The 13528-nt window shown below is 44.9% G+C and carries 12 protein-coding genes; all 12 read left to right on the forward strand.

Going from position 1 to position 13528, the window contains the following annotated elements; all coding sequences use genetic code 11:
* Nucleotides 1–4: 4 nt before the first annotated feature.
* Nucleotides 5–964 carry a polysaccharide deacetylase family protein gene (locus QNI08_RS06670; protein ID WP_285766636.1) on the forward strand — a complete coding sequence of 320 codons (960 nt, stop codon included), beginning with the start codon at nt 5–7 and terminating at the stop codon, nt 962–964.
* Between the two features lie 43 nt (nt 965–1007).
* Complete coding sequence (locus QNI08_RS06675; RefSeq protein WP_285766637.1) at nt 1008–2234, forward strand: M16 family metallopeptidase; 1227 nt, start codon at nt 1008–1010, stop codon at nt 2232–2234.
* 169 nt (nt 2235–2403) lie between these two features.
* Nucleotides 2404–2670 (forward strand): YlmC/YmxH family sporulation protein, encoded by a 267-nt coding sequence (locus QNI08_RS06680; RefSeq protein ID WP_285766638.1) that lies wholly within the window; start codon nt 2404–2406, stop codon nt 2668–2670.
* A 234-nt stretch (nt 2671–2904) separates the two neighbouring features.
* Nucleotides 2905–3807, forward strand: coding sequence for a dipicolinic acid synthetase subunit A (gene dpaA / locus QNI08_RS06685; protein WP_285766639.1), 903 nt, complete (start codon nt 2905–2907; stop codon nt 3805–3807).
* A complete protein-coding gene (locus QNI08_RS06690) occupies nt 3804–4406 on the forward strand; it encodes a dipicolinate synthase subunit B (protein WP_285766640.1) in 603 nt (200 codons plus the stop codon). The genes dpaA and QNI08_RS06690 overlap by 4 nt, the downstream gene beginning before the upstream one ends.
* 213 nt (nt 4407–4619) lie before the next feature.
* Nucleotides 4620–5675 carry an aspartate-semialdehyde dehydrogenase gene (gene asd / locus QNI08_RS06695; protein WP_285766641.1) on the forward strand — a complete coding sequence of 352 codons (1056 nt, stop codon included), beginning with the start codon at nt 4620–4622 and terminating at the stop codon, nt 5673–5675.
* Nucleotides 5676–5775: 100 nt separating this feature from the next.
* The gene (dapG, locus tag QNI08_RS06700; protein WP_285766642.1) at nt 5776–7002 is read left to right on the forward strand and encodes an aspartate kinase; all 1227 of its coding nucleotides are present in this window, start codon (nt 5776–5778) and stop codon (nt 7000–7002) included.
* Between the two features lie 38 nt (nt 7003–7040).
* The gene (dapA, locus tag QNI08_RS06705) at nt 7041–7910 is read left to right on the forward strand and encodes a 4-hydroxy-tetrahydrodipicolinate synthase (RefSeq protein WP_285766643.1); all 870 of its coding nucleotides are present in this window, start codon (nt 7041–7043) and stop codon (nt 7908–7910) included.
* A gap of 239 nt (nt 7911–8149) precedes the next feature.
* Nucleotides 8150–9868, forward strand: a complete 1719-nt coding sequence (locus tag QNI08_RS06710; RefSeq protein WP_483313748.1) for a ribonuclease J — start codon at nt 8150–8152, stop codon at nt 9866–9868.
* Between the two features lie 142 nt (nt 9869–10010).
* Nucleotides 10011–10742 (forward strand): ClpP family protease, encoded by a 732-nt coding sequence (locus tag QNI08_RS06715; RefSeq protein WP_285766747.1) that lies wholly within the window; start codon nt 10011–10013, stop codon nt 10740–10742.
* The gene (locus tag QNI08_RS06720) at nt 10739–10981 is read left to right on the forward strand and encodes a YlzJ-like family protein (protein ID WP_285766645.1); all 243 of its coding nucleotides are present in this window, start codon (nt 10739–10741) and stop codon (nt 10979–10981) included. The genes QNI08_RS06715 and QNI08_RS06720 overlap by 4 nt, the downstream gene beginning before the upstream one ends.
* Nucleotides 10982–11195: 214 nt before the next feature.
* Nucleotides 11196–13526 carry a DNA translocase FtsK gene (locus QNI08_RS06725; protein WP_285766748.1) on the forward strand — a complete coding sequence of 777 codons (2331 nt, stop codon included), beginning with the start codon at nt 11196–11198 and terminating at the stop codon, nt 13524–13526.
* The last annotated feature ends 2 nt before the right edge of the window (nt 13527–13528 follow it).

Consider the following 13528-nt stretch of genomic DNA (forward strand, 5'->3'; position numbering starts at 1 on the left):
AAAAATGAATAATAAATGGAAGCAGATAGTTGCGATAAGTGCCATTGCAGGTATATCATGGTTATTAGTGCAAAATCCATATACACAGCTTTATCTGGCCCAATTAACGGATGATTCAGTTGCTTCGATGAAGCAAGAAGATGAACTTCTTTTACAAATACAAGATTCAACGAAAAAATATGAGGTTGCACCACAGGACGCCCGGATAGATTCGGTTTGGAAAACCGTTCCTGCCTACAATGGCCTTAAGGTTAATATTGATGGTTCATATAAAGCCATGAAGAAGGCGGGCGAGTTCGATGAAGACAAACTGGTTTTCGAGCAGGTCCCTGCAAAGGTGCATGTAAAGGATCTCGATCCCGCTCCGATTTACCGGGCGCATCCCGAAAAGCCGGTTGTATCATTTTTGATAAATGTGGCATGGGGAAATGAATACTTACAGGATATGCTGGCCGTATTAAAAAAGAATAATGTCAAGGCCACCTTCTTCCTGGAAGGCAATTGGACCAAGAATAATCCGGAATTGGCCAAGATGATCAAGGATGGGGGCCATGAAATCGGCAACCACTCTTATTCACATCCCGATATGAAGAATATATCGGCACAGGCTACACGTGAAGAACTTCGAAAAACGAACGAAGTCATTGAAGCGGTGACAGGCTTGAAGATGAAATGGTTCGCCCCCCCAAGCGGCAGCTACCGGGACGAAACGGTGCAAATTGCGGACTCTTTCGGGATGGAGACCGTCATGTGGAGTGTCGATACGATCGACTGGCAAAAGCCAAGTCCTGAAGTCCTTCAACAACGGGTGCTTTCCAAGGTCCACCCAGGTGCTTTCATCTTGATGCATCCTACGGAATCTACCGCAAAATCGTTGGAAGCGTTGATTATAGAAATAAAAAAGAAAAATTTAGATGTGGTTACCGTTTCAGAAGCAGTAGATGAAAAGCGATTGACCCCATGACAGGGTCATATTAGCAGCATAGAATGATTGGGAGGAATGTTAGTTGATTAAGAAATACACGTGTCAAAACGGAGTAAGAATTGTATTGGAAAATATTCCAACAGTACGCTCGGCGGCCATCGGAGTTTGGATCAAAACAGGTTCCCGAAATGAAACCCCTGAATTGAATGGAGTTTCACATTTTCTGGAACACATGTTTTTCAAAGGGACAACAACCAGGAATGCACGGGAAATTGCCGAGTCGTTCGATAGCGTCGGGGGTCAGGTGAATGCATTCACATCAAAGGAATACACATGCTATTATGCAAAAGTAATGGATAACCATGCTAGTTATGCACTTGAAATCCTTGCAGATATGTTCTTCAATTCCACTTTTGATGAGGAAGAGCTAAAAAAAGAAAAAAATGTTGTTTATGAAGAGATTAAAATGTATGAAGACACGCCGGATGATATTGTTCACGACCTCTTAAGCCAGGCGGTATATGAAAAACATCCGCTTGGATACCCGATCCTGGGTACGGAGGAAACGCTTGAAACATTCAATAGTGAAACATTAAAGAAATACGTCCATGATATGTATACACCCGATAAAGTGGTAATCTCCATTGCTGGGAATGTCGATGAAAAGTTGATTAAAGAAGTCGAAAGCTACTTCGGATCGTATCAAGGTGGAGAACATCGCCCTGAATTAATCAAGCCGGCTTTCCATCAAAATAGGATCACCCGTAAAAAGGAAACGGAGCAAGCGCATTTATGCCTAGGGTACAAAGGGTTGGAAATCGGCAATGATAAAACCTACAGCTTGATCACCTTGAACAATATCCTTGGGGGAAGCATGAGCAGCCGCCTATTTCAGGACGTCAGGGAGCAACGAGGCCTGGCCTATTCAGTATACTCGTATCACTCGAGCTACCAAGATAGCGGCTTGGTGACAGTCTATGGCGGGACAGGGACAAGCCAATTAGATAGCCTGTATGATACGATTCAGGAAACATTGGATACCTTAAAAAGGGATGGCATCACTGAAAAGGAATTGCGCAACAGTAAAGAGCAGCTTAAAGGCAGCTTGATGCTCAGTCTTGAAAGCACGAATAGCCGCATGAGCCGTAATGGCAAGAATGAGCTCATGTTAGGCGAGCACCGTTCCCTTGACGATATCATCATAAAGATCGACGAGGTGACGGAGGATACCGTTAATGATCTGGCAAACCAAATCTTTACGGAGCATTCCTTGTCATTGGTAAGCCCGTTGGAAAACTGGGACAAATAAAACTATATATGTCTGGCCATCTTCTGAAAATGGATGGTCAGGCTTTTTTTTGCGTAAATCTTGAAAATAGGAAGAGGCAAGAGAAGTGGACAATATTTGCGGAAAAGCCTTCTAACTTCTTCTTTTTCGGATATAGATGGAATATATGGTGAAAAAGGGGGAGCGAAAAGTGAGGTTGAGTGAAATGAGCGGTAAAGAGATAGTCGATGTGAACAGGGCCGAAAGATTGGGAATCCTCGGACAGACTGATTTGGAAATAGACGAAACTGGCCAAATTACCACGTTGATCATCCCTTCAGTCAAATGGTTCGGGCTTATGAGGAATGGCAGTGAAATCCGCGTACCGTGGAACCATATAAAAAAAATCGGGGCCGATATGGTCATCATTGATTTTCAGGAAGGGCTCTCCAAAGAAATAGAGCATATGGACGGATAAAGTAAAGTAACGAATCGGCGCTCCTCATGGGCTGCTCCTTATGAATAAAGAAAAAACGCCTCAGCTGTGAATAGCTAGGCGTTTTTTCTTTTCTTATCACCGTTTTTTAACTGAAAACATAAGATGGCAGGGTAACTAGAGAATGTCGCAAAAATTAAAATTGCTTCATGACTGGCATGTATCTTGAAGCAGGGAATGTTAAGGATCTTTTATATAAAGAAGGTGACGGTTTTAATGCTCACAGGTATGCAAATCGCTGTAATTGGTGGAGATGCGCGTCAGCTCGAAGTTGTCCGTAAACTGACGGAGCTTGATGCGAAGCTATTATTAGTTGGTTTTGAACAGCTCGACCATGCTTTTACCGGAGCGGTTAAGGAAAAAATGGAAGATATAAATTTCAAGGAATTAGATTCAGTAATCTTGCCTGTCCGGGGCACGGATGCTGATGGAAAAGTAGAAACGATTTTTTCCAGCGAAGAGGTTGTCTTGACGGAAGAAATGATAAAAGATACCCCGGCACACTGCATTTTTTATGCAGGGATCAGCAATAAATATCTCGATGAAATATTCCAAAAAGCGGATCGAAAGCTGGTTCTCTTGTTCGAACGCGATGATGTGGCCATTTACAATTCCATTCCCACCGTTGAAGGTGCTATCATGATGGCCATCCAGCATACCGATTTTACGATCCATGGATCAAATGTAGCCGTTCTTGGTTTGGGAAGAGTCGGTATGAGTGTAGCCAGATCATTCCATGCGCTCGGCGCGAAAGTGAAGGTAGGGGCCAGAAGAAGTGAAGATATCGCCAGGATAAGCGAAATGGCACTAACTCCTTTTCATTTGAATGATCTAGCCGCAGAAATGAAAAATGTTGATATTTGCATTAATACGATTCCTTTTCCAATCATTACAGCGAACGTTCTCGCAAATATGCCCGTCCATACATTAATCATCGACCTTGCTTCAAAACCTGGGGGGACGGATTTTCGTTATGCTGAAAAAAGGGGAATCAAGGCGCTGTTGGCACCGAGTTTACCGGGAATAGTCGCCCCGAAAACAGCTGGTCAGATATTGGCGAACGCACTGGGAGTATTGATCCAGGATGAGTTCAGGAAAAGGAAGGGGAAAAAGATATGAGTCTCCAAGGGAAACGGATTGGTTTCGGATTGACAGGGTCGCATTGCACATATGATGAAGTGTTTCCAGAAATTGAAAAGCTTGTGAATGAAGGGGCGGAAGTCATTCCAATCGTAACCTCGACCGTGCAGCATACGGAAACACGTTTTGGGAAGGGCGATGATTGGGTTGAAAGAATTGAAAAATTGACGGGGAATCGTGTCGTTGATACAATCGTCAAAGCGGAACCATTAGGGCCGAAATTGCCCCTTGATTGTATGGTGATCGCTCCTTTGACAGGTAACTCGATGAGCAAGATGGCAAATGCCCTTACCGATTCGCCCGTACTTATGGCTGCAAAAGCGACGATGAGAAATCACCGTCCGGTCGTTGTCGCAATATCCACGAACGATGCACTCGGGCTGAATGGCGTCAATCTCATGAGGCTGATGGCAGCAAAAGATGTTTATTTCGTTCCGTATGGTCAGGATAATCCAATAGGCAAGCCGAGCTCGATGGTTGCAAGGATGAGCATGATAAGGGATACGATCATATCGGCGCTTGAAAGGGAGCAGATTCAGCCAGTCATCGTCGAAAAGTTTAAGGATAGCCTAGATTGACCTTGTCCTGATATGCGCTCCCCTGCGAAAATGACTGATTGATATGCATGAATTTTCCGTGGAAAGTCATAAAAAGCACTACACTACCAGAATATTTTGTTAAAGTCCGACCCTTTGGAATGTTAATGTGTTAAAATAAATGATATTCTGAGCAAGTAGAAAAACATCCAATAAATAAACTAATTCTTAGAGATAGAAAAGGAGTATGGACAAATGACTGAGACACAGGGATTGCATATTGCAGTTGTGGGAGCAACTGGAGCAGTGGGACAACAAATGATTTCAACACTCGAACAACGGAATTTACCGATAAAGAAGATCATCTTTTTATCATCGGCTCGTTCCGCAGGAACCAAACTTACGTTTAAGGGCGAAGAAATCGAAGTGCAGGAAGCAAAACCTGAAAGCTTTGAAGGCATCGATATCGCTTTATTCAGTGCTGGAGGAAGCGTGTCTAAGGAATTGGCTCCAGAAGCTGTCAAACGCGGGGCAATTGTCGTGGATAATACGAGTGCATTCCGCATGGATGAAAATGTGCCGCTTGTTGTGCCTGAAGTAAACGAGGCCGATTTGAAACAGCATAATGGGATCATCGCCAATCCGAATTGTTCTACGATCCAAATGGTCGTAGCTTTGGAACCTATCCGCGAGAACTATGGATTATCAAAAATCGTAGTTTCCACCTATCAGGCCGTATCAGGTGCTGGGGCTGCTGCAATAAATGAATTAAAAGAACAAGCACGCGACTTGCTTGATGATAAAGAAATCGAACCAAGGATTTTACCGGTAAAGGGCGACGAAAAGCATTATCAAATTGCATTTAACGTCATTCCTCAAATCGATAAATTCCAAGATAATGGGTACACGTTTGAAGAAATGAAAATGATTAATGAAACAAAGAAAATCATGCATATGAATGATCTTCCGGTAGCGGCAACATGCGTAAGGCTTCCTGTTGTAACAGGTCATTCGGAATCCGTTTATATTGAAGTGGAAAAGGAAGGAGTGTCAGCTTCTCAAATAAAGGATTTGATGAAAACGGCTCCTGGAGTAGTGCTGGAGGATGAACCGGAACAGCAAATCTATCCTACGCCTGCTTCTTCCGTTGGCAAAAATGACGTATTCGTCGGCAGGATTCGCAAGGACTTGGATGAGGATAAAGGCTTCCATTTATGGGTGGTTTCCGATAATCTATTGAAGGGAGCAGCCTGGAATTCCGTCCAGATTGCGGAAAGCCTTTTAAAATTAGGTTTAGTCACCGTCAAGTAATCATTCATTCTTAATTTGAAAAAAGTGATTTCCAACTGAAATAGAGAGTTTTTGTCAGCTTCCCAAAGCGGGAAGCTGGCTTATATTTGGGGTGCATATTATGAAAATCATTGTCCAGAAATACGGTGGGACATCCGTTCGTGATGAGGAAAGCCGATCGTTTGCCAGGGGGCATATCGAAAAGGCAATCCAAGAAGGCTATAAAGTGGTGGTTGTGGTTTCGGCGATGGGGAGGAAGGGCGATCCCTATGCAACGGACACTTTACTTTCTTTAGTGAATGGCTCGAAAGCGATCCTCTCGAAACGTGAACAGGATCTCCTTATGTCGGTTGGTGAAACGATATCTTCCGTCGTATTTACCAACATGCTGTTAGAACACGGTATTGATGCCGTCGCATACACGGGGGCACAGGCGGGATTCTTAACGAATACCGACTATTCAAGTGCGAAAATCATGGAAATGAAATGTGACCGTCTCATGAAAGAACTGGAACTTAAGGATGTAGTCGTCGTAGCAGGCTTCCAGGGTGCGGCTAAAAATGGGGATATCACGACCATTGGACGCGGTGGAAGTGATACCTCAGCGGCAGCATTAGGTGCAGCCCTGCAAGCGGAGAGGGTGGATATATTTACGGATGTGGAAGGCATCATGACAGCTGATCCACGGATTGCCGAGCAGGCACGTCCATTATCGATCGTTTCATATACGGAAGTTTGCAACATGGCCTATCAGGGCGCGAAGGTCATTCATCCACGCGCTGTTGAAATTGCCATGCAGGCTAAAGTGCCGATCCGGATCAGGTCCACATACAGCGAAGGGTTGGGCACACTTGTTACAAGTGTAAATAAGGGCAGCCAGGGCAGTGATATCCGTGAGAGGCTCGTAACGGGAATTGCCCATGTCCCGAAAATAACACAAATCAAGGTACGCGCGAAAAAGGATCAATATAATTTGCAGGCAGAGGTTTTTAAGGCAATGGCCAATGCCTCCATTTCGGTCGACTTCATAAATATTTATCCTAGCGGCGTCGTATATACCGTTTCAGAAGACATGACGGAGCTCGCACTTTCAATTTTGGCCGAGCTTGGTCATGAACCAGTGATTGAACGTAATTGCGCAAAGGTCTCCGTCGTCGGTGCAGGCATCAACGGTGTGCCTGGTGTCGCCGCGAAGATCGTAACGGCGCTTTCGGAAAGGGAAATAGCCATCCTTCAATCAGCCGACAGCCATACGACTATATGGGTCCTGGTCAAGGAAGAAGATTTGAAAGAAGCTGTTAATTCACTTCACTATGCATTTCAGCTGCATGAAAGTGAAATACAATAATCCGGAATTTCAATAAAAGATGTTTAAAGAGGTGTTAGATGATGATATTTGGTAGAGTATCAACCGCAATGGTCACCCCTTTCGATAGCAAGGGAAATATCGATTTGCAAAAAACGACCAAATTGGTCAATTACTTACTAGCGAATGGAACGGATTCGCTTGTGCTTTCAGGAACGACGGGCGAATCTCCGACTTTATCTTCCGAGGAGAAAATTGCTTTATTGCGACATGTCTCCAACGTTGTGGATAAACGAGTTCCTATCATTATGGGTACAGGCAGCAACAATACGTATGCTTCCATCGAGTTGACCAAAAAAGCAGAACAAAATGGTGCCGATGCGATCATGCTTGTGGCCCCTTATTATAGCAGGACGAATCAAGAAGGGCTTTACCAACATTTCAAAGCAATCGCAGAGAGTACGACACTGCCTGTCATGATATATAATATCCCTGGACGTGCAGCGGTTAACATTGAGCCGGCAACGATCATCCGCCTTTCAAAAATCGCTAATGTTTTAGCGGTGAAAGAAGCGAGCGGGGATTTGAACGCAATGACCGAGATCATAGCCGGAACGGATGATGATTTTGCATTATACAGTGGGGACGACGCTTTGACTCTTCCTGTACTTGCAATTGGCGGTGTGGGGGTCGTTTCAGTTGCATCCCATGTAGCCGGCAATGAGCTACAGAAAATAGTTTCAGCATTCATAAGCGGTAACTTGAAAGAGGCAGCCAGGCTGCATCAGGAACTTTTGCCGCTAATTAAAGGCATATTTGCCGCTCCAAGCCCGGCGCCGGTAAAAACGGCACTTCAGTTAAACGGAATTGATGTAGGGTCCGTCAGACTGCCGATTGTGCCATTGACGGAACAGCAACGACTTGCCTTAGCCTCCGTATTAAAAAAATAAAAAAGTGATGAAACAAGCTGATCGTTAAAGATTGGCTTGTTTTTACATGAATATCCAATCAGATGGCGATATTTAAACGCTGCGGTTAGAAAATCGGCTTTCCTAATCTGTTTATTGGAACTGCATGGTTATGGAAGAAGAATATATATTACATATCGGCAGTGCTTTTTTTAAAAGCAGGCGGGAAAAAAGCCATTCAAAATGGTAAGTGTTGTCATGTTTTTTGAACTTCGGTTATAATGAAGGCATTGGGAAATTATGAACGGGATTTTAAGGAGGATATTCGATTGGGCAAAGATAAACATAATGGCATAAAAGTCATTTCTCTTGGAGGACAAGGGGAACTTGGTAAAAACATGTACGTTGTTGAGGTGAATGAGGACATCTATCTGCTGGATGCAGGTTTGATGCTTCCAGAAGAAGAAATGCTGGGAATTGATGCGGTCATTCCTGATATTTCCTACCTATTGGATAATAAAGAACGGGTTCAGGGAATATTCATAACCCATGGTCATGAAGACCATATGGGAGCGCTTGCGTATGTGTTGAAATTTTTACCCGTACCCGTTTACGGAACGAAGCTTACACTTGCGCTGATCAAAACGAAATTGAAGGAAGATGGGTTTAACGGAAGGGCAACATTTACAGAAATCGATTCCGATTCCCTGTTAAGTTTCCCGCAAGCAGCCGTGTCCTTTTTCCGGACCAACCATAGCATCCCCGATTCTGTAGGAGTGGTGATTCATACCCGCGATGGCGCTATCGTGTATACGGGGGACTTTAAATTCGATCAAGCGGCAACCGATTTGTACAAACCGGAGATCGGAAAAATGGCGAGTATCGGCGAAGAAGGCGTCCTTTGCTTGCTATCGGATAGTACGGGAGCCGAGAGGCCGGGATATACACCATCAGAGGCGGTAGTGGCCAAAGACATTACCGAGGCTTTCCTTGCTGCATCAGGAAGGATCATCGTCGCGTGCTTCGCTTCGAATATCAACCGGATTCAACATGTTTTCAATGCAGCAGCGGCAAGTCGCAGGAAAGTGGCTGTTGTAGGAAAAAGCCTTCAGCGTGTATATGAAACAGCCTTGAATCTTGGTTATTTAAAGGTTGAAGAAGAGTTGATCATCCCAATTAATGAAATTAACCAATATGATGACCGCGAAATCGTCGTATTGTCTACAGGTCATCAAGGAGAGCCGATTGCCGCGCTCCAAAAGATGGCGAAGCAGACCCATAAGCAAGTAACGATCAAAAAAGGTGATACCGTACTGATCAGTGCTTCACCTCTACAGGGCGGCGAACTGATTTTATCCAAAACGGTGGACTTGCTTTACCGTGTAGGCGCTGAAGTGGTATCGTCCAATAAATATAAGGTTCACGTGACGGGACATGGAAGCCAGGAAGAACTGAAAATGATGATCAACCTGATGAATCCCAAATTCTTTATCCCGGTGCATGGTGAATACCGGCAATTATATGCTCACCAAAAAGTCGGTATTGCTTCAGGAATCGAAGAGGAGAATATCGTGATAGCCGAAAAAGGTGACATCATCGAACTTAAGGGGAATAAAATCGGCCTATCCGGCAAAGTTACTTCGGGAAATATCCTCATTGACGGTAGCGGTGTCGGCGATGTCGGCAATATCGTTCTCCGGGATCGCCGCTTATTATCACAGGATGGCATTTTGATTGTGGTCGTAACCTTGAATCGTCAGGACAAAAGCATTGCCGCCGGACCTGAAATCATTACAAGGGGATTCGTTTATGTTCGTGAATCCGAAAAAATGATCGGGGAAGCGACTGAAATCGTAAGTGAAATCGTCAAGAAAAACGGAGCGCGCCAGCCGTTTGATTGGTCTACGCTGAAACAGGAAATGCGAGATGCCTTGAACCAATTCTTCTACGAAAAAACGAAACGCCGGCCAATGATCCTGCCGATCATCATGGAATATTAAGCAAGCACCCCCTGATAGTGAGGTCAGGGGGTCTTTTTGTTTGTCCAACCTCTAATATCTTGAAGAATGAAGTCGAAGACTCGAGACATAATAAAGCTATAGGCTAAAAGAGAAAGGGGTTGGCATCGTGGATAATGCACCATTGCCAAATGAAAATGAAGGCCGGCAGGAAGGGAAGAACTCAACAATAATTGAAAAGATCCAGCAGCTGGGGGCTACGAATGTCCCGCAACTATCAAAAGACTCAAAAATCCATTGTTTGACGATCATTGGACAAATTGAAGGTCATATGCAGCTGCCGCCTCAAAATAAAACGACAAAATATGAGCATGTCATCCCACAAATTGTGGCGATTGAGCAAAACCCGAACATCGAGGGACTGCTTGTCATTTTAAATACTGTGGGAGGGGATGTTGAAGCGGGCCTGGCGATTGCAGAGATGCTTGCTTCCCTCTCCAAGCCATCCGTTTCGATCGTACTTGGCGGAGGTCATTCTATCGGTGTACCGATTGCCGTTTCTTGTGATTATTCCTATATTGCTGAAACGGCTACGATGACGATTCATCCAATTCGTCTGACAGGACTTGTGATAGGCGTTCCGCAAACCTTTGAATACTTGGACAAGATGCAGGAAAGAGTCATCAAGTTTGTAACGAGGCATTCCAATGTGACGGAAGAAAGCTTCAAGGACTTGATGTTTGCTAAAGGTAATTTAACCCGTGATATCGGTACCAATGTAATCGGGGCAGAGGCTGTCGAAATCGGAATGATCGATGATGTCGGTGGAGTGGGCCAGGCCATGAGGAAATTGAACAGCTTCATGGAAGAAAGAAGGCCAAAAACAGACGGTGAAGGGGAGGGGCTTTTGCAATGACGCTTTATACAATCGTTCCCGAAGAAATCATCTTCCCCCATCACTATGAAAAGACGGCAAATGTAATTGAAATGATTTATAATGGTGTGCATGTTATGGTCGAACATGATGGCGGACGTTCATTCCGGATCGATCGTATCGTGAGCACCGATCCTGCGGACTATATGAATGCCAGCATTCATCCGGGAGCTGTCATCAATGTGTTCGGAAACACATTGATGGCCAGTGAAAACGACTAATGAAAGCAGGTATGATATACTTGATTGACATCGGCAGCCATTTGGCTGCTTTATTCAATCTCTGGGTCTTTAAGTGGAATTGTTACATATAACAAGGACAGGTTCCTCTTTTTTTGGTATAATTCTTGAACGAACATTTGTTTCGTGAAGGGAAATCATGATGTTATGTTGAATAGGAAGGTTAGAATAGTTTCATAAAGAATCAGGTGATATGATGGCAAAGAAGAAACGAAGAAAAAACAAAAGTACGGATAAATTGAAACTGACACTTAAATATGAATTGAGCGGGTTGACGTTAATAGGATTGGCCGTGATTGCCATCGCCAAGCTAGGCGCGGTGGGAAATGGGACCGTTCTTTTAATTCGCTTTTTCATGGGGGAATGGTACATCCTCATATTGCTGGCCGCCATAGCGGCAGGGTTTTACTTGATGATCAAAAGGGAGGTCCCTTACCTGTTAAAACGGCAATTCATCGGATTGTACTTCCTTGCCGCGAGCATGCTTCTGCTCAGTCATGTGACGCTGTTCAATATGCTGGCAGATGGCGGCCCGTTCACGAAGCCCAGTGTCATTTCGAATACATGGGAATTATTCTGGATGGAAGTGACCGGAAAGGCCAGCACGAGGGATCTGGGAGGCGGAATGATCGGAGCGATATTATTTGCGTCTTCTTATTTTTTATTTGATGAAGCGGGCTCGAAGATCGTTTCCTTCCTGTTTATCATCACTGGCATTGTACTACTGACCGGAAAAACCTTGGGTGAAACCCTCGGAAGGTTTTTCCTCGGCCTTGGGGGCTTTATCGCCAATCAATGGTCGGCATTCAGAAATGACATGAAAACGTGGAATGAGGATAAAAAAGAAAAGAAAAAAAATCCGCAAAAAAGAAAGAAAAGCGAAAAGGAGCCTGTGGCCGAAACCGAACAGCCCATTCATCATGAAGAAGAAACACCGCAGATGGCAACGGAAAGGATCATCTCCAGCTTTGCTGATAAAGCCTACACTGACGATGTGGCTGAACCTCCTGTCGCTGCGGAAGCCGTACCTGAATCTTCCGAGGAACAGGATGATGCGGTCTTGCCGATGGATTTCAGTGAAGTGGAAAACAAAGAATATCTGTTGCCGCCGCTTTCCTTATTATTGCAGCCTAAAAAAACGGATCAAAGCGGAGAATATCAACTGATTCATGAAAATGCAGCAAAACTTGAGCGCACCTTCAATAGCTTCGGGGTGAAGGCAAGGGTCACGCAAGTCCATTTGGGACCGGCGGTTACCAAATATGAAGTTCATCCCGATGTAGGGGTGAAGGTAAGCAAAATTGTCAGCCTTTCCGATGATTTGGCACTGGCTCTCGCTGCGAAGGACATCCGGATCGAGGCTCCGATACCAGGTAAATCAGCGATAGGAATTGAGGTGCCCAACTCCGAAGTGGCGATGGTTTCCTTAAGGGAAGTTTTGGAGGCGAAGGAAGTGGACAAGCCCGATGCAAAACTGCAAATCGGTTTGGGGAGGAATATTTCTGGTGAAGCGGTTAAGGCGGAGCTTAATAAAATGCCCCATTTACTGGTTGCCGGAGCGACAGGGAGCGGGAAATCCGTTTGTATCAACGGCATCATCACGAGCATCCTGATGCGGGCAAAACCGCATGAAGTGAAAATGATGATGATCGATCCCAAAATGGTGGAGCTAAATGTCTATAATGGCATTCCCCACTTGCTTGCTCCAGTCGTGACGAATCCAAAGAAGGCTGCACAGGCCTTACAAAAGGTCGTCAGTGAAATGGAACGCCGCTATGAGCTGTTTTCGCATTCAGGTACCCGCAATATTGAAGGCTATAACGATTATATTAACCGGTATAACATTGAAGAAGATGCCAAGCAGCCGCTGCTGCCTTATATCGTGGTCATTGTTGATGAGCTGGCAGATCTAATGATGGTTGCCTCTAACGATGTAGAAGATGCCATCACACGGCTTGCACAAATGGCAAGGGCTGCCGGCATCCATTTGATCATTGCCACTCAGCGGCCTTCCGTGGATGTCATAACAGGCGTCATAAAAGCGAACATTCCATCCAGGATTGCATTCAGCGTCTCGTCGATGACTGATTCAAGAACCATCCTGGACATGGGCGGTGCAGAAAAGCTGTTAGGCAGGGGAGATATGCTATTCCTGCCAGCGGGGGCTTCAAAACCTGTCCGGGTTCAAGGAGCGTTCCTCTCCGATAACGAAGTAGAGGAGGTCGTCACATATGTCATTTCACAGCAAAAAGCACAGTATAACGAAGAAATGATTCCGGATGAAATCACCGAAACATCAGCCGGTGAAGTGGACGATAACTTATACGAAGATGCCGTGGCATTGATCATGGAAATGCAAACCGCATCGGTCTCCATGCTGCAGCGCCGCTTCCGGATCGGCTACACCAGGGCAGCGAGGCTCATCGATGAAATGGAAGCAAGGGGAATCGTCGGTCCTTATGAAGGCAGCAAACCACGGACTGTATTGGTGTCAAAAGATGTGCAGGATGAAGCGCATTTATCATAAAA

The sequence above is a fragment of the Peribacillus folii genome (assembly GCF_030271255.1).
Lineage (GTDB): Bacteria > Bacillota > Bacilli > Bacillales > DSM-1321 > Peribacillus.

Coding starts and splice junctions, on each gene's coding strand:
- QNI08_RS06670 (WP_285766636.1), top strand. CDS start 5: ATGAATAATAAATGGAAGCAGATAGTTGCGATAAGTGCCATTGCAGGT.
- dpaA (WP_285766639.1), top strand. CDS start 2,905: ATGCTCACAGGTATGCAAATCGCTGTAATTGGTGGAGATGCGCGTCAG.
- QNI08_RS06690 (WP_285766640.1), top strand. CDS start 3,804: ATGAGTCTCCAAGGGAAACGGATTGGTTTCGGATTGACAGGGTCGCAT.
- asd (WP_285766641.1), top strand. CDS start 4,620: ATGACTGAGACACAGGGATTGCATATTGCAGTTGTGGGAGCAACTGGA.
- dapG (WP_285766642.1), top strand. CDS start 5,776: ATGAAAATCATTGTCCAGAAATACGGTGGGACATCCGTTCGTGATGAG.
- dapA (WP_285766643.1), top strand. CDS start 7,041: ATGATGATATTTGGTAGAGTATCAACCGCAATGGTCACCCCTTTCGAT.
- QNI08_RS06710 (WP_483313748.1), top strand. CDS start 8,150: ATGAAGGCATTGGGAAATTATGAACGGGATTTTAAGGAGGATATTCGA.
- QNI08_RS06720 (WP_285766645.1), top strand. CDS start 10,739: ATGACGCTTTATACAATCGTTCCCGAAGAAATCATCTTCCCCCATCAC.
- QNI08_RS06725 (WP_285766748.1), top strand. CDS start 11,196: ATGGCAAAGAAGAAACGAAGAAAAAACAAAAGTACGGATAAATTGAAA.